Source organism: Streptomyces niveiscabiei, assembly GCF_033794345.1.
Classification (GTDB): Bacteria; Actinomycetota; Actinomycetes; order Streptomycetales; family Streptomycetaceae; genus Streptomyces; species Streptomyces niveiscabiei.
Genome location: NZ_JARAYJ010000001.1, coordinates 444,746 through 466,104 on the forward strand (window position 1 = coordinate 444,746; position 21,359 = coordinate 466,104).

General features: G+C 73.1%; 17 protein-coding genes and 1 pseudogene. 4 read left to right on the forward strand and 14 right to left on the reverse strand.

What is annotated here, in order from left to right; translation table 11 throughout:
• Positions 1-38: 38 nt before the first annotated feature.
• Positions 39-1,625, reverse strand: a complete 1,587-nt coding sequence (locus tag PV682_RS01915) for an aminotransferase class III-fold pyridoxal phosphate-dependent enzyme (protein ID WP_319723228.1) — start codon at positions 1,623-1,625, stop codon at positions 39-41.
• Between the two features lie 380 nt (positions 1,626-2,005).
• Between PV682_RS01915 and PV682_RS01920 the strand changes: the two genes are divergently transcribed.
• Positions 2,006-3,232, forward strand: a complete 1,227-nt coding sequence (locus PV682_RS01920; protein ID WP_319723229.1) for a trypsin-like serine peptidase — start codon at positions 2,006-2,008, stop codon at positions 3,230-3,232.
• A gap of 62 nt (positions 3,233-3,294) precedes the next feature.
• Here the strand turns inward: PV682_RS01920 and hflX are convergent, their stop codons facing one another.
• From hflX to miaA, 6 genes are all read right to left on the reverse strand, one after another.
• Complete coding sequence (gene hflX / locus PV682_RS01925) at positions 3,295-4,788, reverse strand: GTPase HflX (protein WP_319723231.1); 1,494 nt, start codon at positions 4,786-4,788, stop codon at positions 3,295-3,297.
• A 307-nt stretch (positions 4,789-5,095) separates the two neighbouring features.
• Positions 5,096-6,664 carry a M1 family metallopeptidase gene (locus tag PV682_RS01930; protein WP_319723233.1) on the reverse strand — a complete coding sequence of 523 codons (1,569 nt, stop codon included), beginning with the start codon at positions 6,662-6,664 and terminating at the stop codon, positions 5,096-5,098.
• 218 nt (positions 6,665-6,882) lie between these two features.
• Positions 6,883-9,048, reverse strand: coding sequence for a RelA/SpoT family protein (locus tag PV682_RS01935; RefSeq protein ID WP_319723234.1), 2,166 nt, complete (start codon positions 9,046-9,048; stop codon positions 6,883-6,885).
• A gap of 288 nt (positions 9,049-9,336) precedes the next feature.
• Entirely contained in the window at positions 9,337-10,215 is an 879-nt protein-coding gene (gene dapF, locus PV682_RS01940) for a diaminopimelate epimerase (RefSeq protein WP_319723236.1), read from the reverse strand.
• A 69-nt stretch (positions 10,216-10,284) separates the two neighbouring features.
• Positions 10,285-10,944, reverse strand: coding sequence for a hypothetical protein (locus tag PV682_RS01945; protein WP_407705582.1), 660 nt, complete (start codon positions 10,942-10,944; stop codon positions 10,285-10,287).
• Positions 10,945-11,052: 108 nt separating this feature from the next.
• On the reverse strand, positions 11,053-11,991 hold the full coding sequence (gene miaA / locus PV682_RS01950; protein ID WP_319723238.1) for a tRNA (adenosine(37)-N6)-dimethylallyltransferase MiaA: 939 nt from the start codon (positions 11,989-11,991) through the stop codon (positions 11,053-11,055).
• 146 nt (positions 11,992-12,137) lie between these two features.
• Between miaA and PV682_RS01955 the strand changes: the two genes are divergently transcribed.
• Positions 12,138-12,395: an antitoxin gene (locus PV682_RS01955; protein WP_010358944.1), complete on the forward strand. Its 258-nt coding sequence runs from the start codon at positions 12,138-12,140 to the stop codon at positions 12,393-12,395.
• A gap of 66 nt (positions 12,396-12,461) precedes the next feature.
• Here the strand turns inward: PV682_RS01955 and PV682_RS01960 are convergent, their stop codons facing one another.
• The 5 genes from PV682_RS01960 to PV682_RS01980 all read right to left on the reverse strand — a co-directional run bounded on the left by PV682_RS01960 (position 12,462) and on the right by PV682_RS01980 (position 16,784).
• A complete protein-coding gene (locus PV682_RS01960) occupies positions 12,462-13,175 on the reverse strand; it encodes a class III extradiol dioxygenase subunit B-like domain-containing protein (protein WP_319723244.1) in 714 nt (237 codons plus the stop codon).
• Positions 13,176-13,330: 155 nt separating this feature from the next.
• On the reverse strand, positions 13,331-13,648 hold the full coding sequence (locus PV682_RS01965; protein WP_319723246.1) for a hypothetical protein: 318 nt from the start codon (positions 13,646-13,648) through the stop codon (positions 13,331-13,333).
• A complete protein-coding gene (gene miaB / locus PV682_RS01970) occupies positions 13,641-15,158 on the reverse strand; it encodes a tRNA (N6-isopentenyl adenosine(37)-C2)-methylthiotransferase MiaB (RefSeq protein WP_109364906.1) in 1,518 nt (505 codons plus the stop codon). Before miaB ends, PV682_RS01965 begins: the two co-directional genes overlap by 8 nt.
• 370 nt (positions 15,159-15,528) lie before the next feature.
• Positions 15,529-16,140: a DsbA family protein gene (locus PV682_RS01975; RefSeq protein ID WP_319723250.1), complete on the reverse strand. Its 612-nt coding sequence runs from the start codon at positions 16,138-16,140 to the stop codon at positions 15,529-15,531.
• Positions 16,141-16,268: 128 nt separating this feature from the next.
• A complete protein-coding gene (locus PV682_RS01980; protein ID WP_319723252.1) occupies positions 16,269-16,784 on the reverse strand; it encodes a MarR family winged helix-turn-helix transcriptional regulator in 516 nt (171 codons plus the stop codon).
• Between the two features lie 164 nt (positions 16,785-16,948).
• On the opposite strand from PV682_RS01980, the gene PV682_RS01985 reads away from it, so the two are divergent.
• Positions 16,949-18,109, forward strand: a complete 1,161-nt coding sequence (locus tag PV682_RS01985; RefSeq protein ID WP_319723254.1) for an LLM class flavin-dependent oxidoreductase — start codon at positions 16,949-16,951, stop codon at positions 18,107-18,109.
• A gap of 173 nt (positions 18,110-18,282) precedes the next feature.
• Here PV682_RS01985 and PV682_RS01990 read toward each other — a convergent pair whose 3' ends face one another.
• Both PV682_RS01990 and PV682_RS01995 read right to left on the reverse strand, forming a co-directional pair.
• Complete coding sequence (locus tag PV682_RS01990) at positions 18,283-18,960, reverse strand: response regulator transcription factor (RefSeq protein WP_112476689.1); 678 nt, start codon at positions 18,958-18,960, stop codon at positions 18,283-18,285.
• Positions 18,961-19,670: 710 nt separating this feature from the next.
• A pseudogene (locus PV682_RS01995) lies at positions 19,671-20,615 on the reverse strand (sensor histidine kinase); the annotation flags it as partial.
• A 258-nt stretch (positions 20,616-20,873) separates the two neighbouring features.
• Here PV682_RS01995 and PV682_RS02000 point away from each other — a divergent pair.
• On the forward strand, positions 20,874-21,359 hold the full coding sequence (locus tag PV682_RS02000) for a cation:proton antiporter regulatory subunit (RefSeq protein ID WP_055725488.1): 486 nt from the start codon (positions 20,874-20,876) through the stop codon (positions 21,357-21,359).

Here is a 21,359-nt window from a genome sequence, read left to right on the forward strand (position 1 = left end):
GTGGGTGGCCCGTGAAGTGGCCGGTGAGCGGTGAGGGGCTAGGTCGGGGGTGCCGCGCGTGGGGGCGGTGGGTTCGTGCGGCGGCGGGCGCAGTGCTCGCCCGGCGTAGAAAGGCGGGCGGTGGGGGCGCGGGCGGTGGGGGCGCGGGTGACCGCCGGGGCGGGGCCGCAGGTGACGGGATCACCGGTTACCTCCGGGACGGGGCCGCAGGTGACCGCCACGATCGCGTCGGCGAAGCGGTCGAGGATCGCGGTCGCCTGGTCGTCGGTGATCGTGAGGGGTGGGAGGAGGCGGACGACGCTGCCGTGCCGCCCGACGATCAACCCCCGCTCCAGACAGGCGCGTTGGACAGCGGCGGCGATACCGGAAGCCTCCGGGGACAGGCCCCGGGCGCCCTCACCCGCGCCCCCGCACGCGACGGCGATCTCGAAGGCGTCCAGGTACGGGGCCTGGGTGCCCCCACCCGAAGCGGCGATGCCGAAGGCGTCCCCGTACGAGGTCCGGCCACCACCTCCCATGGCGGCGACGTCGAAGCCATCCCCGTACGGCGCACGAGCACCCTCAACGGACCCGGTATGCCTCGCCACCGTCGCGTCGGACCCCGCAGCCGCCATGTCGACGCCGATCGCGAGCCCCCGCCCGCGCACCTCACCGACGTACGGGAACTCCCCTGCGAGAGACCGGAGTTGACGGAGCATCCGGGCGCCGAGCCCGGCCGCGTGGTCGGCGAGGCGGTGTTCGCGGACGTGGGCGAGGGTGGCCGTCCCCGCGGCCATGGCGAGCTGGTTGCCGGGGAAAGCGCCCGTGTGGTCGCCGGGTACCCCCGCGAGGTCGCCGCGGTGGACGACGACCGCGAGGGGCAGGCTGCCGCCGACGGCCTGGGAGAGGACCATGACGTCGGGGGTGACCCCGCTGTGCTCGACGGCCCAGAAGGCGCCCGTGCGCCCGACGCCAATCTGGAGCTCGTCGGCGATCAGGAGAACGCCCCGGTCGGCGGTGGCCTGTCGTACCCGGCGCAGCCAGTCGTCCGGCACGGGGACGACGCCGCCCTCGCCCTGGACGGCGTCGAGGATCACGCACCCGGGGCGGGCCACGCCCGGCTGGGCCCCGTCGAGGACGGATTCGGCCCAGCGGGCGGCGAGTTCGGCACCACCCTCGCCGCCGATGCCATAGGGACAGCGGTAGCCGTACGGATAGGGCGGCTCACCACAGATGCCGGCGGCGGTCGCATGGTGGGCGTCGCTGAAGGCAAGGGCGCCGGTGCGGCCGGTGGCGGTGCGGGCCAGCGTGAGGGCCGCCGCCACGGCGTCCGTCCCGGCGGGCCCGCAGAGGCGCACGCGCGCGCGGCCGGCGAGTCCGGGCGGAAGGGTACGCAGCAGCTCGGTGACGAAGGCGTCCTTGACGGCCGTCGCGAGGCCGGGGGCGTGCGGCGGCGCCCCGGAGCCGAGGGCCTTGCGGATCGCTTCGAGGACGACGGGGTGGTTGTGCCCGAGGACCCCGGCCCCCGAGAGGCAGTCCAGGTACCGTCGCCCGTCCGCGCCCTCGACGGTCAGCCCGCGCGCCCGCACCGGCACGATCGGCAGCGCCCGCGCACAGGTCCGCTCCCCCGCCCCGATCACACCCACGGCCGCCCGCCTTCCCTCGCCCAGGAACGGGACCCCCACCGCGCCCCCGCCCGGCCCCACCGCTACCAACCCCGCTCTGGCCGACGGGTTACGGCCTCACCGAAGATCGTCCGCGCGGCGGAAGGGGTACCGGCGACGGGAGCGACGCCGTCCGGCGCGCGCAACCCTTGGGGCGCCCGGTCCGAACCGTTTCTCCGCCCAACTCCCCAGTTCAGGCAGCCCGTAGCGAAACCGTTGCCGTTCCCACGGAAGTCCCCCACAGCGAGCGCATATCGTGTGTTGCCGTTCCACGTGACCGTGGGATCGGCCCGAACTCGCCCTGCGGGTGGCCGATTTCACGGCATTGCACCAAGTTCACGGAAAGCAGGGGGAGTTCAGACATGCCATCGATACGGCCGCCGTTCACCACTCGTCGGGGGGACGGCGCGCGCCCGCGTCGCGGGGCGGTGCTGTCAGCGGCGGCCCTCGCCTCGGTGCTCGCGCTCACCGCCACCGCGTGCGACGGGGACGACCAGGCGGCCGGTTCGCCGTCGGCGGCGGCCTCCGCGGCCGAGTCCGACGGCGGGAAGGTCCAGATCCCGGGCGATCTGCTGGACCGGCTCAAGAAGCACGGCATCGACCTCGACAAGTGGAAGAACGGCGCCTGGAAGAACTGGGACAAGGACGACTGGCTGCGCGAGGCGCAGGACTTCGTCAACCCGATCATCGAGGGCCTGTGGGACCCGGACCGGATGCGGGACGCCCAGGACCCGGACCGCGGCGTCGACGACAGCGACCTCGCGGGCGACCAGGGCGTGACGGACCCGGAGCCGGCTCCGGTGGACGCGAAGGCGGTGACCGCGAAGTACCACGCGAACGTGCCGGAGGCGGGCAAGCTGCTCTTCGACTCCCCCGAGGGCTCGATGGTCTGCTCGGCGACGGTCGTCGAGGACCCGGCGCACCCCGGCAAGTCCAACCTGGTGTGGACGGCGGGCCACTGCGTGCACGCCGGCACGAACGGCGGCTGGTACCGCAACATCGCGTTCGTCCCGTCGTACAACGACAGCGCGATGCCGGCGTCGGCACTCCGGTCGGCGACGCGCGAGCAGGTCGCACCGTACGGCGTGTGGTGGGGCGACTGGGCGCAGACCTCGCAGCAGTGGATCGCGCAGGGCGGCCCGACGGGCGGTGACGGGGCTCCGTACGACTTCGCGGTCATCCACGTCACCCCGGAGAAGGGGAGCTCCGGGAAGTCGCTGGAGGAGACGGTCGGCGGGGCGCTGCCGGTGGACTTCGCGGCGCCCGCGGTGGCGGACGTGCCGGGCATCACGGCGACGGGCTACCCGGCGGCCGAGCCGTTCGACGGGCAGAAGCTGTACCAGTGCGCGGACAGGCCGGGCCGGCTCTCGCTGTCCTCGGCCGACCCGACGATGTACCGGATCGGCTGCACGATGACGGGCGGCTCCTCCGGCGGCGGCTGGGTCGAGAAGGGCGCCGACGGCAGGCTCGCGCTGGTGTCCAACACGTCCATCGGCCCGGCCACCTCGGGCTGGCTCGCGGGCCCTCGCCTCGGTGAGGTCGCCAAGGGCGTGTACGAGTCGGTGAGCAAGAAGTCCGCGGGCCGGTGACGCGCCGAAGCGCCGCCCCCTCGCGCTGAGGGGGCGGCGCTTCGTCGTCAGGCGTACGCGCGTCAGACCGCCTGGGCGGGTACGTACGGCGCGAGGTCCGCGGCGAGTTCCTCGTGGACCCGCGCCTTCAGCAGCGTGCCCTCGGCGAGGTGCTCCTCGGAGAGGACCTCGCCCTCCGTGTGGGCGCGGGCGACGAGCTTGCCGTGCGTGTACGGCACGAGCGCCTCGATCTCGACGGACGGCCTCGGCAGCTCCTCGTCGATCAGCGCGAGCAGTTCGGCGATGCCCTCGCCGGTGCGCGCGGAGACCGCGATGGAGCGCTTCTCGATCCGCAGCAGCCGCTGGAGCGTGAGCGGGTCGGCGGCGTCCGCCTTGTTGATGACGACGATCTCGGGCACGCCGGTGGCGCCGACGTCCCTGACGACCTCGCGCACGGCCGCGAGCTGCTCCTCCGGAGCGGGGTGCGAGCCGTCCACCACGTGCAGGATCAGGTCGGACTCGCCGACCTCCTCCATGGTGGAGCGGAACGCCTCGACCAGGTGGTGGGGCAGGTGCCGGACGAAGCCGACGGTGTCCGCCAGGGTGTAGAGCCGGCCGCTCGGGGTTTCCGCGCGGCGGACGGTCGGGTCCAGGGTCGCGAACAGGGCGTTCTCGACCAGGACGCCCGCGCCGGTGAGGCGGTTGAGCAGGGAGGACTTGCCGGCGTTGGTGTAGCCCGCGATGGCGACGGACGGCACCTTGTGGCGCTTGCGCTCCTGGCGCTTGATCTCGCGGCCGGTCTTCATCTCCGCGATCTCCCGGCGCATCTTCGCCATCTTCTCGCGGATCCGGCGCCGGTCCGTCTCGATCTTGGTCTCACCGGGACCACGGGTGGCGAGGCCGCCGCCCTTGCCGCCGCCCATCTGGCGGGACAGGGACTGACCCCAGCCGCGGAGCCTCGGCAGCATGTACTGCATCTGCGCGAGCGCGACCTGCGCCTTGCCCTCCCGGGACTTGGCGTGCTGGGCGAAGATGTCGAGGATCAGGGCCGTACGGTCGATGACCTTGACCTTGACGACGTCTTCGAGGGCGATGAGCTGGCCGGGGCTCAGCTCGCCGTCGCAGATCACCGTGTCGGCGCCGCTCTCCAGGACGATGTCGCGCAGTTCCTGGGCCTTGCCGGAGCCGATGAAGGTGGCCGCGTCGGGCTTGTCGCGGCGCTGGACGACGCCGTCGAGGACGAGCGCGCCGGCCGTCTCCGCGAGGGCCGCGAGCTCGGCGAGGGAGTTGTCCGCGTCCCGCGCGGTGCCGGTGGTCCAGACGCCGACGAGGACGACCCGCTCCAGCCGCAGCTGGCGGTACTCGACCTCGGTGACGTCCTCCAGCTCGGTGGAGAGGCCCACCACGCGGCGCAGGGCCGCGCGCTCGGAGCGGTCGAACTGGTCGCCGTCCCGCTCCTCGTCGATCGTGTGGCTCCAGGCGACGTCCTCTTCCATCAGGGCATCGGCCCGAAGACCGTCGGGGTAGTCCTGCGCGAGGCGCTTGGTGTCCTGGGAAGCGGAAGAAGAGGAGGTCATTTGATCCTTACGTCGTCGAAGATGCCGCTAGGGCGCCTGTCACCCTGCTCAACGCACGAGCCCGGCGGAAGATTCCCGCCCATCGGCCCCGTACCACGCCGGCCCGAAAATGGTCGCACGCCCCGCCCCGCCCCGTCACGGGCTTATCCGGGGAGAGAGCGCTGAGGCGCTCCTGGCCCGGGCCGCGAGGCACGCGTACGCGCGCACCGGCAGGCCGTCCGGGCCGGACAGCGTCCGGCACGCGCGCGTAGGGCCCCGGTCTGCGGCGGCTCCGGAGCGGACGTCTCGCGCACGCGCGTAGGCCCTCTCAGTGCCGCCCGTGCCGTACCGCCGGCGTCTCCCCCGCCTTCGTGTTCGTCGGCGCTTGGGACGTCCAGTCCGGGTGGCCCGGCATCGGGGGTGTCTTCGTGCCGTAGAGCCAGGCGTCGAAGAACGCGCCGAGGTCGTGGCCCGAGACGCGTTCCGCGAGGCGGGTGAAGTCGGCGGTGCTCGCGACACCGTCGTGGTTCTCGGTCACCCACGCGCGCTCCAGGCGCTCGAAGGCGGGGCGGCCGATGGTCTCGCGCAGCGCGAACAGGACGAGGGCGGCGCCGTCGTAGACGACGGGGCGGAAGATGCTGATCTTCTGGCCGGGCTCGGGGCCCTTGGGGAGGGCGGGCGGGCCGCCGGCCGCGCGCCAGCGGTCGGACGCGCCGTACGCGGCCTTCATGCGGGCCTCCAGCGTGCGTCCCGCCTTCTCCTGCGCGTAGAGGGCCTCGTACCAGGTGGCGTGCCCCTCGTTGAGCCACAGGTCGGACCAGGTGCGCGGGGAGACGCTGTCGCCGAACCACTGGTGGGCCAGTTCGTGGACCATGATCGACTCGACGTACCAGGCGGGGTAGCCGGGTTCGGTGAACAGGTCCTTCTCGAACAGCGACAGGGTCTGCGTCTCCAGCTCGAACCCGGTGCTGGCGCTCGCCATGAGCAGCCCGTACGTCTCGAACGGGTACGGCCCGACCTTGGACTCCATCCAGGAGATCTGGTCCGGCGTCCTGGCCAGCCACGGCTCCAGGACGTCACGGTCCGCGGTGGGGACGACGTCCCGTACGGGCAGGCCGTGCGGGCCTTCGCGGCGCAGGACGGTCGAGCGGCCGATGGAGACCTGGGTCAGCTCGGTCGCCATGGGGTGCTGAGTGCGGTACGTCCATGTCGTCGTCCCGCGCGCGCGGTCGACGCCGGCGGGCAGACCGTTGGCCACGGCCGTGTACCCGTCGGGGGCGGTCACCCTGATGGTGAACATCGCCTTGTCCGAGGGGTGGTCGTTGCAGGGGAACACCAGGTGGCCGGCGTCGGCCTGGTTCGCCATGGCGAGGCCGTCAGCGGTGCGGACCCAGCCGCCCTCGCCGTCCTTCGGGGGCATCGGGTCGCTGGTGTGGCGGACGGTGATCCGCATCCAGCTGCCCTCCGGGACGGCGCGGCGCGGGGTGACGACGAGGTCCTCGCCCGCGCGCGCGTAGTGCGCCGGTTCGCCGTCGACCTGGACCGACTCGACGTCCCCGTGCGCGAAGTCCAGGTTGATCCGTTCCAGCCGCTCGGTCGTCCACGCGTCGATCGTGGTCACCGCGCGCAGCGGCTTGTCGTTGCTCCCCGGGTAGGTGAAGTCCAGGTCGTACGCGGCGACGTCGTATCCGGGGTTGCCGAGGTTCGGGAACAGGCGGTCCCCGACGCCGAGTTGCTCGGGAGGCGCGCTCGCGGCGACGAGGCACAGGGAGAGCGCGGAGGCGACGAGGGCCGCCCGCGCGAGACGTCGGGGGCGCGGACGGGCGTTCCCGGGGCGGGGTCCGGCGATCGCGGGACCGGTGGCCTCGGGGGCTTCGGTTCGAGGGCTGCGCAGCATGCCCCACGGCTACCAGCGCACCCGCCCCCAGCGCCGCCGACTCGCGTCCGGCCCACCCGAACGGGTTGCCCGGGTGGGGCCGAGTTGCCGGGGGGCCGGTGTGCCGCGCGCGGAGGTCGGTCATGACGGTTCTGCTCATCGGCGTCCCGCGCGCATGCCGGCACTCTCCGCGCTCGCGCGTAAGCCCTCGCGTACGGACGCCTTCGCGCGCGTGCCCCTCAGTGCGCCCCCGCATGGTGCTGTGCCCGGCTCACGTCGTACACCCCAGGAACGTTTCTCATCGCGCGCATGAGGGTGGGCAGGTGGGCGGCGTCGGGGAGTTCGAGGGTGTAGGTGTGGCGGACACGCTGCTGGGACGGTGGTTCGACGGTGGCCGAGACGATCTCGGCGCCCTCCAGGGCGATCGCCTCGGTGAGGTCGGCCAGGAGGTGGGGGCGGCCGAACGATTCGGCTACGAGGGTGACGCGGCACTCGGTGGAGTCGCCCCAGTGGACGTCGGCCTCGGGCCGCCCGGCACCGCGCATGCGCGCGACGGCGGCGCACTCGACGCGGTGGACGGTGACCACGCCCCCGCGTACGGCGAACCCGGTGACCTCGTCGGCGGGCACGGGCGTACAGCACCCGGCGAGCCGCACGCTCGCGCCGGGGCGCCCGGCGACGGAGATCGTGTTGCCCGCGCGCGGGGCGGACGACGGATGCGGCAGCGGTCCGTCGGAGCCGCGCCGTCCGCCCTGCCCCCGGAAAGCGGGCTCGGTCTCCTCGTCGGCCGTGTTCTGCCGGGCGGCTCCGCGCGGCTCCGTGGGGTGCGTGGACAGCCACCGCTGGATGGCGATGCGCGCCGCGGGGGTGTGGGCGTGCTCCAGCCACTCCCTGGAGGGCTCGGAGGCGGGGTCCTGGCCCATGAGGAGCTGGACGGTGTCTCCGTCCCGCAGAGCGGTGCTGAGGGTCGCCAGGCGGCCGTTCACGCGGGCGCCGATGCAGGCGTGGGCGTCCTCGCCGTACTGGGCGTAGGCGGCGTCGACGCACGTGGCCCCGTCGGGCAGGCCGAGGGTGCCGCCGTCGGGGCGGAAGACGGTGATCTCGCGGTCCTGGGCGAGGTCCTCGCGCAGGGTCGACCAGAACGTGTCCGGGTCGGGCGCGGCCTCCTGCCAGTCGAGGAGCCGCGAGAGCCAGCCGGGGCGGGTCGGGTCGACGCGCTCGTCGCTCGCGGCCTGCTCCTCCGCCGGGCTCGCGTAGGGGTTGCCGAGGGCGACGACACCGGCCTCGGCGACCTTGTGCATCCGGTGGGTGCGGATGAGCACCTCGGCGACCTGGCCGTCCTCGCGCGCGACGGCCGTGTGCAGCGACTGGTAGAGGTTGAACTTCGGTACGGCGATGAAGTCCTTGAACTCCGAGACGACGGGCGTCATGCAGGTGTGCAGCTCGCCCAGGACGGCGTAGCAGTCGGCGTCCTCGTTGACGAGCACCAGGAGCCGCCCGAAGTCCGCGCCGCGCATCCGGCCGCGCTTGCGGGAGAACCGGTGGACGGAGACGAAGTGGCGGGGCCTTATGTGGATCTCGGCCTGGATGCCGGCCTCGCGCAGGACGCCGCGCATGCTCTCGGCCATCTCGGCGAGCGGGTCGTCCGCGCGGGAGGCGTTGTCGACGATCAGCTCGCGCGTGCGGTCGTACTCCTCGGGGTGGAGGATCGCGAAGACCAGGTCCTCCAGTTCGCTCTTGAGGGCCTGCACGCCGAGGCGTTCGGCGAGCGGGATCAGGACGTCCCGGGTGACCTTCGCGATGCGCGCCTGTTTCTCGGGGCGCATCACCCCGAGGGTGCGCATGTTGTGCAGCCGGTCGGCGAGTTTGATCGACATCACGCGGACGTCGCTGCCGGTGGCGACCAGCATCTTGCGGAAGGTCTCCGGCTCGGCGGCGGCCCCGTAGTCGACCTTCTCCAGTTTCGTGACGCCGTCGACGAGATAACGAACCTCCTCGCCGAACTGTTCCCGCACCTGGTCGAGCGTCACATCGGTGTCCTCGACGGTGTCGTGGAGCAGAGACGCCGTCAGGGTCGTGGTCTCCGCGCCGAGTTCGGCGAGGATCAGCGTCACCGCGAGGGGGTGGGTGATGTACGGCTCGCCGCTCTTGCGCATCTGGCCGCGGTGCGAGGACTCGGCCAGCACATACGCGCGGCGCAGCGGTTCGAGGTCGGCCTCGGGGTGGTGGGCGCGGTGGGCCTCGACGACGTGGCCGATCGCGTCGGGCAGCCGGCCTCTGCCGGCCGGGCCCAGGAAGGCGGCACGACCCAGCCTGCGCAGGTCGATTCGGGGGCGGCTGCGCCGTCGCGGGACGGCGGGCACCACCGGGCCTGGGGTCGCGGGATTCGTCGCCTCCGCACTCATGGGCACCTCCGGCTGCGTGGACCGGCGGACGAGTGCCCCAGGGCGGACACGGCTCGGGGACTGGTTTCGGTCTCCCGTCCGGGCCGGTGCTTGATGCTACCGAGCCCACCATGTGCGGCTGACCGCCTCTCGCCGAGCGTGAAACGGATCACCCATTCGAGCGACACTCCGGTAGTTGACTGTTTCGAGCCACCATGGCTGAAGCAGGTCGCGCATTCCCGCCCTCCGGACGCGCGGCAGGGGCGCACCCGTACGGTGACGGGCCGCCCCTGCCTGCGATGTGAAGCCCTACGCCGGCTGCCGTGAGGCACTTTCCAGCCACCCGGAATCGATCGTCCCTTCGGCGAGAATCACGGCGGGACCGGTCATCTCGATCTCTCCGTCGGGCCGTTCGGTGATGACGAGGCGCCCGCCGGGCACGTCCACGGTGTACGTCGCGGGGGTGCCGGTGACGGCCGGGTCGGCGCCGTCCCTGCGCGCGGTGGCGACGGCGACGGCGCACGCGCCCGTGCCACACGAGCGGGTCTCGCCGGAGCCGCGCTCGTGCACCCTGAGGGCGACGTGCCGGGGGCCCCGGTCGACGACGAACTCGACGTTCACGCCCTGCGGGTAGGCGGAGGCGGGGCTGACGGGCGGGGCGGTGAACAGGTCGCCCGCGTGCGCGAGGTCGTCGACGAAGGCTACGGCGTGGGGGTTGCCCATGTTGACGTTGCGCGCGGGCCAGCTGCGCCCGCCGACGCTCACCTCGACATCGCCCTCGGGGAGGCGGGCGCGGCCCATGCCGACCGTGACGTCGCCCTCCTTGTCGAGGTGGACCCTCTTGACGCCCCCGCGCGTGGCGATCGCGAGGTCGCCCTCCTCGACATGCCCGGCGTACTGGAGGTAGCGCGCGAACACGCGCACGCCGTTGCCGCACATCTCGGCCACCGAGCCGTCGCCGTTGCGGTAGTCCATGAACCACTCCGCCTCGGCGGCCATCGCGCGCGCCTCGGGGTGCGCCGCCGACCGCACGACGTGCAGCAGCCCGTCGCCGCCGATGCCCGCGCGGCGGTCGCACAGGGCGGCCACGGCGGCGGGCGGGAGGTCCAGGGCGTTCTCCGGGTCCGGGACGATCACGAAGTCGTTCTCGGTCCCGTGCCCCTTGAGGAAGGCGATCCGCGTGCTCATGCCCCGATCGTACGGCGTGGGTACGACAGTCCCGCTCACACCGTGTGACGGTGCTCCCGCGCGCGGGGCTCAGCGCAGCCGGGCGACGCGCCAGACGGCGAGGGCGACGGCCGCGGCGACCATCACGACGTACGCGAGGACGACACGCCAGTCGGGGCGGCGGCCGGAGCCCCGCAGGGGCAGGCCCGGCCACGGGTAACCGACGCGGCGGGCGGCCATCATGCCCCAGCCTGCGGCGCAGGAGCAGATCAGCAGGCCGAGCATGGCGACGACGGCGCCGCTGTCGCCGAAGTCGAAGGCGAGCGGGAAGGCGAACATCAGGGAGCCGACGGTGGCCAGGGCGACGATCGGGGCGAGCTGCCAGATCCGCAGCCGGCGCTGGGGCCGCAGTTCGACCTCGACCTCGGGGCCGCTCGCGAACATCTCCTCGGGCTCGGGTCCGTCGTCCGTGACGCCGTCGGGCGTCTCGTCCGCCTCGTCGGGGCCGTCGGAGGTGAGGCCGCCGTCCGCGGGCTCCTGGAAGCCGTCGTCCGGCTGTGCTTCGCGCGGGCCGGAGGAGTCGTTCTCGGGCCCTCCGGGGCGGGGGATGCCGTCGATCAGGCGCGGAGGGCCGTCAGTCTCGGCGGGGAACCCGTCCGCGCGCGCGAGGCCGTCGTCCGGCTTCCGTTCGTCCCGCCGAGGAGTGCGGTTCTCGGTGCCTTGTGCGGTGTCACGAGGGCCGGCCTCCATCGCCACGCGCCCTCCCAACTCGGACTCCACTTGGTCGATCGAAGCTCGATGATGGCACGACGCGACAGGCCCGGATGACGGCCTGGGCGTCCCGATGCCATGACGTGATCAGGCTGTGACCGGTCGTTCGACCAACGCCGATGCGAGGCGCGGAAGTTCCTCCCGGTCCGCCGCGGCCCCACTCAACCAGTGCACCCGGGGATCGCGCCTGAACCACGAATCCTGACGGCGCGCGAAGCGCTTGGTGGCGCGGACGGTCTCGGCCCGCGCCTCGTCCTCGGTGCACTCCCCGGCGAGCGCCGCGAGGATCTGCTGGTAGCCGAGCGCGCGCGAGGCCGTGAGCCCGTCGCGCAACCCCTGCGCCTCCAGTGCGCGCACCTCGTCGACGAGTCCCGCCTCCCACATGCGGTCGACCCGCAGGGCGATGCGCTCGTCGAGTTCGGGGCGCGCGACGTCGACGCCGATCTGGACGGTGTCGTACACCGAGTCGTGGCCGGGGAGGTTCGCGGTGAAGGGCTTGCCGGTGATCTCGATCACTTCGAGCGCGCGCACGATGCGGCGTCCGTTGCCCGGCAGGATCGCGCGCGCGGCGTCGGGGTCGGCGGCGGCCAGGCGCGCGTGCAGGGCGCCGGAGCCGCGCAGGGCCAGCTCCTCCTCCAGGCGGGCGCGGACCTCGGGGTCGGTGCCGGGGAACTCCAGGTTGTCGACCGCGCCGCGGACGTACAGGCCGGAGCCGCCGACCAGGATCGGCCAGCGTCCCTCGGCGAGCAGGGCGTCGATGCGCGCGCGGGCGAGGCGCTGGTACTCGGCGACGGAGGCGGTCTCGGTGACGTCCCAGATGTCCAGGAGGTGGTGGGGAACTCCGCCGCGCTCCTCGATCGTTAGCTTGGCGGTACCGATGTCCATCCCCCGGTAGAGCTGCATGGAGTCGGAGTTGATGACCTCACCGCCCAGCCGACGGGCCAGGAAGACCCCGAGATCGGATTTTCCGGCCGCGGTCGGTCCGACGACGGCGATGACTCGGGGGGCGAGGGGTGCGCTGCTCACGGCACCAGTCTCGCAAACCTCGCGGGCCGCGCTCGCACCGGTGAGGTGACGCGATCCGGGGGGCGCGAGTACCGTGTGAAATGGATATGGGCGTTTTGCGAAGTTCTGTCGGTTGCAGGTGACGTACCGCGAGGGAAGGTGACCCGATGGGTCTCATGGACAATTTGAAGGCCAAGCTCGGACCGGCCAAGGACAAGGTCTCCGACCTCGCCCAGCAGCACGGGGGCAAGATCCAGGACGGCATCGACAAGGCCGCCAAGGCGGTCGACGAGCGTACCAAGGGCAAGTACAGCGACAAGATCCACACGGGCACGGACAAGGCGAAGGGCGCGGTCGACAAGCTCGCGCACAAGGACGACGGCACGACCGGCACCCCGCCGAGCTCGCCCCCTCCGGCGTCCTGACCCACCTCCGGGACAGCCATCGGCGGACGGCCGCGAAAGGGCCGTCCGTCGGCGCCGTTCCCGGGGCTACGACCAGGTCGCGACCACGTACCCCACGCCGTAGGGCGCGTCCTCGTACAGCAGCTCGCCGCTCAGCCCGGCGCCCTTGCCCGCCCCGGCCAGCACCTGCCAGGGCGCCCGCCCCGACGCCATGAGCTGGCGGGCCAGTTCCACGTCCATGGCCTCCAGCGCGGCGACGTCCGCCTTGCCGAGCGCCCGCCCCACCTCCGCGTCGAAGGGCGCCGCCCGCTCGTCGAGGTAACCCGGCGCCTTCAGCGTGCGGCACGCGCTGGCATCGCCCATCGCCAGCAGCGCGACCCGCTCGGCCCGCCCGGCGGCCTCCTGGCCCACCTGGACGCACCGCTCGGCCCCGAACGGCTCCCCGACCCCGAGTCCCTCGATCGGGGCATCCCCCCAGCCGGCCCGCCCGAGCAGCCAGGCCCCCACGGCGAGGGACGGCGGCAGCAGCCGCCCGCTCCCGTCCCCGTCACCCCGCCCCAGCCGTACGACGACGTCGGCCCCGAAGCCCCGGAACGAGCCCGGCGTCCCCTCGGGGTACGGGCCGCACCCGTGCTCCGCCGCCGGGCCGACCACCACCAGCCGGTCCGGGCGGGCGGCGGCGAGCACCCCCAGCGCGTCCGCGCAGGCGGCTCTGGCCGCGTCCAGCTCGGGCGCGGCGCCCGCGGCGATCTCGGGCACCAGGAGGGGCGGACAGGGGCAGACTGCGGCGGCGACAAGCATGATCGGCAGCGTATCCCCGGGAAGCGGTCACACGTCACATACGGGTCGGTCGGACGCGGAAGGGGGCGCATGGGTGACATCAGAACGGGACCGTATCGTCGCAACGTGCACGACCGACGGACCGGTACCGTCCCGACGTCACTCCGCCGTGCTCTTCACCCCGCCGCGCTGTCCTCGATCAGCTCGGCCAGCGAGAACCGCGTCAGGAACGTCTCGACCTGGCCGTCGGTGAGCAGCAGGAACGCGTCGTCCTGCCGGTAGAGCCGAGTGCGCCGGGGCATGCGCGGGTGGGTGGGGCTGAACGCGCGTGCACGGGTCTCCAGTTGCCACAGGGCCTGCTCACGGGTCCCTTCGACCTCGCCGAGCACGGAGGCCACCCACCGCTTGCCGTCGCCGGTCCCGCTGGTGGTCTCGGCGATGAGTCCCCACTGCCGGACGGTGTCGTCCGGCAGCCCGCCTATGAGGTCACTCAACGCTGCACCCGCCCGTGGCGACCGGCAGCGGGGCGGGGACGCCGACCTTGGGCAGGCCGAGCATGACACCGGCCGGGGCGGCGGCCTTCTCGGCGCTGCGCTTCTCCCAGGCGTCGCCCGCGCGCGTGCGCCGCACGTCGAGGACGGGGCCCTCGGCGAGGAGGTGGTGCGGGGCGGCGTAGGTGATCTCGACGGTGACGATGTCGCCGGGGCGCACGTCCTGGTCGGGCTTGGTGAAGTGGACGAGGCGGTTGTCGGGGGCGCGGCCGGACAGGCGCCGGGTCGCGTCGTCCTTGCGGCCCTCGCCCTCGGCGACCATCAGCTCCAGCGTGCGGCCGACCTGCTTCTTGTTCTCGTCCCAGGAGATCTCCTCCTGGAGGGCGACGAGGCGCTCGTAGCGCGCCTGGACGACCTCCTTGGGGATCTGGTTCTCCATGGTCGCCGCGGGCGTCCCGGGGCGCTTGGAGTACTGGAACGTGAACGCCTGCGCGAAACGGGCCTCACGCACGGCGTGGAGGGTCTGCTCGAAGTCCTCCTCGGTCTCCCCGGGGAAGCCGACGATGATGTCCGTGGAGATCGCCGCGTGCGGGATGGCCGCGCGGACCTTCTCGATGATCCCCAGGTAGCGCTCCTGGCGGTAGGAGCGGCGCATCGCCTTGAGGACGGTGTCCGAGCCGGACTGCATCGGCATGTGGAGCTGGGGCATCACGTTGGGCGTCTCGGCCATGGCGGCGATGACGTCGTCCGTGAAGTCCCTGGGGTGCGGCGAGGTGAAGCGGACGCGCTCCAGGCCCTCGATCTTCCCGCAGGCCCGCAGGAGCTTGCTGAAGGCCTCGCGGTCGCCGATGTCGCTGCCGTACGCGTTGACGTTCTGGCCGAGCAGGGTGATCTCCGTGACGCCCTCGCCGACCAGGGCCTCGATCTCGGCCAGGATGTCGCCGGGGCGGCGGTCCTTCTCCTTGCCGCGCAGGGCCGGGACGATGCAGAAGGTGCAGGTGTTGTTGCAGCCGACGGAGATCGACACCCAGGCCGCGTACGCGCTCTCGCGGCGGGTGGGCAGCGTCGAGGGGAACGCCTCCAGGGACTCGGCGATCTCGACCTGCGCCTCCTGCTGCACGCGCGCGCGTTCCAGCAGGACCGGCAGCTTGCCGATGTTGTGCGTGCCGAAGACGACGTCCACCCAGGGCGCCTTCTTGACGATCGTGTCGCGGTCCTTCTGCGCGAGGCAGCCGCCGACCGCGATCTGCATGCCGGGACGGCTCGCCTTGCGCGGCGCGAGGCGGCCGAGGTTGCCGTAGAGCCGGTTGTCGGCGTTCTCCCGGACCGCGCAGGTGTTGAAGACGACGACGTCGGCGTCGCCGTCGGACCCCTCGGGCGCGCGCACGTAGCCCGCGCCCTCCAGCAGACCGGCCAGGCGTTCGGAGTCGTGGACGTTCATCTGGCACCCATAAGTGCGCACTTCGTAGGTTTTCGCGTCCACTGGCTGGCTCCGGTCACTGCTGCTGGTCATGGCTCAAGGGTAGGCGGTGCCTCGGACACTCCTCGCCCGCGTTTCCCTGACGGGAGGGCCCGGGGGGCCAGGGCGACTGATCGTCACCGAACGGACACAGCGCGCACGCGATAGGGCGGCTGGAGCTTGCCGCGGGCGCACCGAACGGGGTCCGCGGCGCGCGCACGCGGGGGCGCGCATCCGGCATCTCCCTCACGGGCGCATCGGGCAGCAACGCGTGCGGGCGCGGGGGCGCGCTCGCCTGGTTCGCGCCGCCCCACCAACACCGCCCGGCACCCGGAGTCGGCTTTCCTCTCGGCCGTACAGCCGCAGCAGGACGCCCGTTTCGGCCCGACCTCCCGAGCCCCCTCCGCCCCGACGGAACGCCCCCTCAGCCCAGCATCGCCAACCGCGCGTCCACCTCGTCCGCCGTAGCGTGCCCCCGCGCCACCACCACGACCCGCTCCCCGTCGACCGCGAGCAGCGTCGGGAACCCGCTCACTCCCAGTTCCGCGCTGCGCCGGAAATCCGCCTCGGCCTCCGTACGCGCGCGGGGGCCTTCGAAAGCGGTCACGACGGCGTCCGGGTCCAGCCCGTGCGCCTGCGCAAGCTTCCGGTACGTGGCCGGGTCGGAGAGGCTGAGGCCGTCGAGGTAGAACGCGTCCTGGAGGGCCGTCGCGAGTTCTACGGCGCGATCCGGCGCGCTCGCGCGCAGGGCCGCGAGGCCGCGGGCAGCGGCTTCGGAGTCCATGACGAAGGAGCCGTCGGCGATGAGCCGCCGGTAGGGCTCGGCGAAGACCGCGCCGGTCAGTTCGGTGATCTGCGCGTTGGCGCCCTGGACGTACCCGAACTCGCGGATGGGGACGCGCCGGCGGCCTGTGAACAGTCCGCCGGAGACCACCTCGACGGGCAGTTCCGGGTGGCGCGCGGCGGTCTCGCGGAGAGTGGCGGAGAAGCCGTGGGACCAGCCGCAGTAGGCGTCGTACACGTGGACGAGCTGCATCGATGACCTCGACAGAGTGGGGCGCTCGCCGGGCGCGAGCGGTTCACCTGAGAGAACAGTATCTGCCTCATCAGATATTTCCGTCGTGTCGGACCGCACGCCGGTCGCGCCGGGAGCGCGTCACCCGCTCACGGCAGTCGCGGCAGCATGTCCCGCGCGGCGCGGCTCAGGATCCGCAGGTTCTCCGCGAACCGCTCCCGGTCCGCCTCCGGCAGGGGCGCCAGGAAGTACCGCTCGATGTTCGCCACGTGCACCCGCGAGGCCGCCACCACGGTCTCCTCTCCGAGCGCCGTGAGCCGCACCAGGCGCCCGCGCCGGTCGCCGGGGTCCTCGACCCGCTCGACGAGCCCGGCGGCCTCCATACGGTCCACCAGCCGCGTCGCGCCCCCGGTCGTCAGCACCTGCTCCTGGGCCACCGCCCGCATGGACAGTCCGGGCTCCCCCGCGCGCCCGAGGATCAGCAGCACCTCGAAGGTCAGGTGCGTGATGCCGCACTCGACCTCCAGCGCGCGCCCCAGGATGTACTCCAGCCGGTTGGCCGCGCCCTGCAACCGCCCGAACGCCAGCACCAGTTCGTCGTTCGCGGCTTCCCGCGCCGTCGAGATCGTGTTCACGCTTCCCCCGCCGCTCTCCTCCGTCGCCATGCACCGATCATGCCTGACGAACAGGGGGGAAGCCGCGCACACTTACCCGGATCTGACGCCCGGTCGGCCCGGCGGAGGCCGCGCGTCCGATTGTCAGTGGGCTTCCGTACGATGGCGACGATCGGACCAAATCCGGTCGGAGCACCGTTGAAGGGACCACTCCGATGAAGCTCGACATCTTCAGCGAAATCCAGGATCCGAAGCCCTGGACCCCCGATCATCAGCACCTGCGGATGACCCAGGCCCTGGAGCAGGCGGAGCTGGCCGACGCGCTGGGATACGGCTGCTGGTGGCAGGTCGAGCACCACGGCGCGCAGGAGTTCAGCCTGTCGTCCGCGCCGGAGCTGTTCCTCGCCGCGCTCTCGCAGCGCACCGCGCGGATACGGCTGGGACACGCCGCCGTACTGGCCCCGCCGCAGATCAACCACCCGATCCGGGTCGCCGAGCGGGCCGCCGTACTGGACCATCTCAGCGGTGGCCGCGTCGAGTTGGGGCTGACGCGGTCGACGGCCCCGGAGTGGCGGCTGTTCGGGGTGGACCCGGCGACCGTGCGCGAGCAGGTCGCGGAGGTCTTCGAGACCGTCCCGCGCATCTGGGGCGGCGACCTCACGGTCACCGGCGGCGTCCCCGTCGTCCCCTCCCCCCTCCAGGACCCGCACCCGCCCCTGTGGCAGGCGGCATCCACCCCCGGGTCGTTCGAGGAGGCCGGGCGCCGGGGTGTCGGAGTGCTCGGTACGACGCTGTGGGAGCCGTTGGAGCGGGTCGGCCGACTGGTCGAGCTGTACCGCGCGGCGGCGGCCGAGTGCCGTACGCCCGCTGGGGCGTTCGTCAACGACCAGATCGCGTTCTTCACATTCGTGCACTGCGCGGAGACCGACGAGCAGGCGATGCGGGACGGCGCGGCAGCGGCGGCCTGGTACACCGCCCGCGCGCTGACCTTCTTCGAGGCGGCCGACGCGTTCCTGGAGAACATGAACCGCGAGAAGGAGCTGATGGCCGCCCCCGACGGCGGCGGGCGCGCGGGCGCGTTCCTGCGCGCGGAGGCGGGCGCCGCGGCCGGGCCGAACGCCGCGCAGCTCGCGATCGGCCGCATCCTCCAGGGCGAGACCGTCCCCGAGGAGGAGCTGTTCGAGGCGCTCAGCGAGCAGGGCTCCCTGATCGTCGGCTCCCCCGAGACCGTCCGCAAGAAGATCCGGGCGTACGCCGACCTCGGGATCGACCGGCTGATGTGCTTCCAGCAGGTCGGCGGGCTGTCGCACGAGAGCGTGATGCGCAGCATCGAGCTGGTCGGCGGGCTGATCCCGGAGTTCGACCTGGCGGGGTGAGTTCCGCCGGGGCGCGGGGCCCGGCCGAGCCTCAAGTGCTGGGTGAATCCCGGGGGTTGGGTGAGCCCCTCGGGCCGGGCGGGCCTCAAGCGCCGGGCGACCGGGACTGAGCGAGCCTCAAGTGCCGGGTGAGCCGCAGAGGTTGAACGGGCACCCCGAGTCCCGGGCGGGCCTCAGGGATCGATCAGCCCCGCCCGGATCGCGTACCGCGTCAGCTCCAGGCGATCCCGCATCCCGAGCTTCTGGAGCAGGTTGGCCCGGTGACGCTCGACCGTCTTGGCGCTGATGAACAGGAGGTTCCCGATCTCCTTCGAGGTGTGCCCCTCGGCGACGAGCTTGAGGATCTCCTCCTCGCGCTCCGTGATCGGCCGCTCCGGGAGGCCGTCCCCCCGGTGCAGCCGGTCCAGGTACGACCGCACCAGTGCCCGTTCCGCCCCCGGGTAGATGAACGGCTCGTCCCGCATCGCCGCGCGGCACGCCTCGACGAGGTCCCGGTCGGCAGCCGACTTCAGCACGTACCCGCCCGCGCCGGCCTTCAGCGCCTCGAAGAAGTACTGCTCGTTGTCGTACATCGTCAGGATGAGGATCCGCAGGTCGGGCAGGCGCCGCGACAGCTCACGCGCCGCCTGTAGCCCGGTCATGCGCGGCATCGCCACATCCAGCACGGCGAGATCGACGTCCTCACTCCGGGCGCGCTCGACCGCCTCGGCGCCGTCGCCCGCCTCGGCGACGACGGTCAGATCCGCCTCGCTGTCGAGGATCAGCCGCACGCCCCGGCGCACCAGGGTGTGATCATCGGCCAGCAGCACACGGATCGGGGACCGGGAACCCCCGACGGACGGCACGGTCATTTCTCTCCCCCGGACGCGGGCGGGAGGCCGGTACGGGAGGCACCGGGCGCGGGCAGATCGACGGGAGACCGGGAACCGGGTTCGGAAGCATCGTCGGGAACATCCTGGTCCGGCGCAGGCGGACCTACGGGAGGCCGGGGCCCGACGTCCGGACCGGTTCCGGACGAGGAACCGCCAGCTTCAGGACCGTACGCACCGGATCCGGCTCCGGACACACCGGACCCGGCTCCGGACGCGCGGGCCCTTGCTTCGGACAGACCGGCCCCGGCTCCGGACCCGCGCAGCCCATCGGCGGTCGCCTGAGCCTCGTCCAGCACCCCGGGACAGCGCGCGCCCCCTCTCCCAGCGCCGCCGTCCCCCTGACGCACGTTCGCGAAACCCTCGTCCGGCGCCCCGGAGTCCTCCCCCGGCCCGGTCCCGCCTCGCGGCGAGCCGCTCCCCCGCCGCCCGGTTCCCGCCCCAGCCTCCAGGCCGCCCCCGGCCGCCGCACCGCCGGACGCGAACCCACCCTCGTACCCCGAACGCCCCGTCACGAACCCCACCTCGACCGCCCCGGCCCCAGCACCTACCCCGGCCTCGGCCCGCGCACCCGCACCCGCACCCGCACCCGCACCCGCACCCGCACCCGCAGATGAAAACCCCGCCGCCGCAGCCCCAAATCCCGTGCCCCCGGCGCCACCCCCAACCGCACCCCCGTCCTCCACCCGGCCCCCCACCGGAAGCACGACCGGAATCCGCAACCGAACCTCCGCACCACCCCCCGGAGCGTCCCCGAGGGTCAGGCGCGCGCCCACGAGCAGGGCACGCTCCCGCATCCCCGGTATCCCCGCCCCCTCGGTCGCGCCGCGAAACCCCTTGCCGTTGTCGCGGACGACGAGTTCGGCGCCGCCCGGTACGGCCCGCAGGCTCAGGTCCGCGCGGTCGGCGGCGGCGTGGCGCGCGGTGTTGGTGAGGGCTTCCTGGGCGACGCGGTAGATCACGAGTTCGGACTCCTCGGGGAGCGGGGGCAGGCCGGCGGCGAGGTCGCGGCGGACGGTCAGGCCGTGGGTGGTGAACTCGGCGGCGAGCGCGCGCAACGCGCTGACCAGCCCGAGTTCGTCGAGCACACCGGGCCGCAGCCGGCGCGCGATACGGCGGATCTCGTCGAGCCCCGCCCGGGTCGCCTCCTGCGCCTGCCCGATCTCCTCGCGCAGTTCGTCGGGCCCCCGGTCGGCGACCCGCTTGAGCTGGAGGAGGACGGCGGTGAGGGTCTGCCCGACCTCGTCGTGCAGCTCGCGCGCGATCCGGTGCCGCTCGCTCTCCTGCGCGGACAGCGCCCGCCCGGCGCTGGCGGCCCGCTCGGCTTCGAGCCGGTCGAGCATCGCGTTGTACGTCATGATCAGCTCGGCGGTCTCCACGGGCCCCGAGACGACCGCGCGCCCGCCCGGCTGGAGCAGGTCGGCGGAGGCCATGGCCCGGCCGAGCCGCCCCAGCGGCGCGAGGCCGATGCGCAGTACGACGGCGTTGGCGACGAGCAGCACCCCGAGCCCGGCGGCCACGACGAGCGCCTCGGCGGGCAGGACCGGCGTGGAGACGGTGACCGGCCCGAGGAGCAGGGCGGCGGCCACGACGAGCCCGACCGCGTTGAGACAGAACATCCGCCAGAACAGCGACACGCTCCCGGCCCCTCCTCTCCCTCTCCTCGACCCTCGCGGGCCCCGCGCCCACGGCACACCCGCGACCAGCCTCTCCGCCCGCCGCCGGCCCCGTCCATCCGTCATGGCACCCATATCGCCACGGTACGGCCGGATGGCAGCATGGTCGGCTCCGGGCCTGTGTCCGGAACCATTCGGCAGAACGCCGGAACCCATCGGCAGAACGTCCGTACGCCTCGGGCGTCTCGGCACGACATCAGCATCAAGGGGAAGAGAAACGTGTCTGTTCCACGCCTCCGGTCGACGCCGTTGCCGGGCATCGGGGTCCAGTACGACCTCGTGACGCGCGACCACCGCCACCTCTCGGTCGTGGCGCACCGCGACGGCACGCGCACGGTGAACGTGTACCGGTCCGACGACCCCGACTCCTGCGCCCAGTCGCTGCGGCTGACCACCGCCGAGGCCGGTTCGCTGATCGACGCGCTGATGCCGTCGCACCACAGCCCGAGCCTGCTCTACACCACCGACCTGGGGCTCGTCGCGGAGCGGATCGAGGTCGGGGCCACCTCCCGGTGGAACGGGCGGCTGCTGGGCGACACCCGGATGCGCACCGAGACGGGGGCGTCCATCGTGGCCGTGCTGCGGCGCGCGGAGGCGATCCCGTCGCCCGCGCCGGACTTCCGGCTGGCCGGCGGTGACACGGTGATCGTGATCGGCACCCGGGAGGGCGTCGACGCGGCAGCCGCGATACTCGGTCAGGAGTGA

Excerpts from the sequence above, each read along its gene's own strand:
- PV682_RS01980 (WP_319723252.1), bottom strand. The coding sequence starts at position 16,784 with ATGGCGACGGAGGAGAGCGGCGGGGGAAGCGTGAACACGATCTCGACG.
- PV682_RS01985 (WP_319723254.1), top strand. The coding sequence starts at position 16,949 with ATGAAGCTCGACATCTTCAGCGAAATCCAGGATCCGAAGCCCTGGACC.
- PV682_RS01935 (WP_319723234.1), bottom strand. The coding sequence starts at position 9,048 with ATGAGTGCGGAGGCGACGAATCCCGCGACCCCAGGCCCGGTGGTGCCC.
- PV682_RS01990 (WP_112476689.1), bottom strand. The coding sequence starts at position 18,960 with ATGACCGTGCCGTCCGTCGGGGGTTCCCGGTCCCCGATCCGTGTGCTG.
- miaB (WP_109364906.1), bottom strand. The coding sequence starts at position 15,158 with ATGACCAGCAGCAGTGACCGGAGCCAGCCAGTGGACGCGAAAACCTAC.
- dapF (WP_319723236.1), bottom strand. The coding sequence starts at position 10,215 with ATGAGCACGCGGATCGCCTTCCTCAAGGGGCACGGGACCGAGAACGAC.
- PV682_RS01930 (WP_319723233.1), bottom strand. The coding sequence starts at position 6,664 with ATGCTGCGCAGCCCTCGAACCGAAGCCCCCGAGGCCACCGGTCCCGCG.
- PV682_RS01955 (WP_010358944.1), top strand. The coding sequence starts at position 12,138 with ATGGGTCTCATGGACAATTTGAAGGCCAAGCTCGGACCGGCCAAGGAC.
- hflX (WP_319723231.1), bottom strand. The coding sequence starts at position 4,788 with ATGACCTCCTCTTCTTCCGCTTCCCAGGACACCAAGCGCCTCGCGCAG.
- PV682_RS01975 (WP_319723250.1), bottom strand. The coding sequence starts at position 16,140 with ATGCAGCTCGTCCACGTGTACGACGCCTACTGCGGCTGGTCCCACGGC.
- PV682_RS01960 (WP_319723244.1), bottom strand. The coding sequence starts at position 13,175 with ATGCTTGTCGCCGCCGCAGTCTGCCCCTGTCCGCCCCTCCTGGTGCCC.
- PV682_RS01920 (WP_319723229.1), top strand. The coding sequence starts at position 2,006 with ATGCCATCGATACGGCCGCCGTTCACCACTCGTCGGGGGGACGGCGCG.
- PV682_RS01945 (WP_407705582.1), bottom strand. The coding sequence starts at position 10,944 with ATGGAGGCCGGCCCTCGTGACACCGCACAAGGCACCGAGAACCGCACT.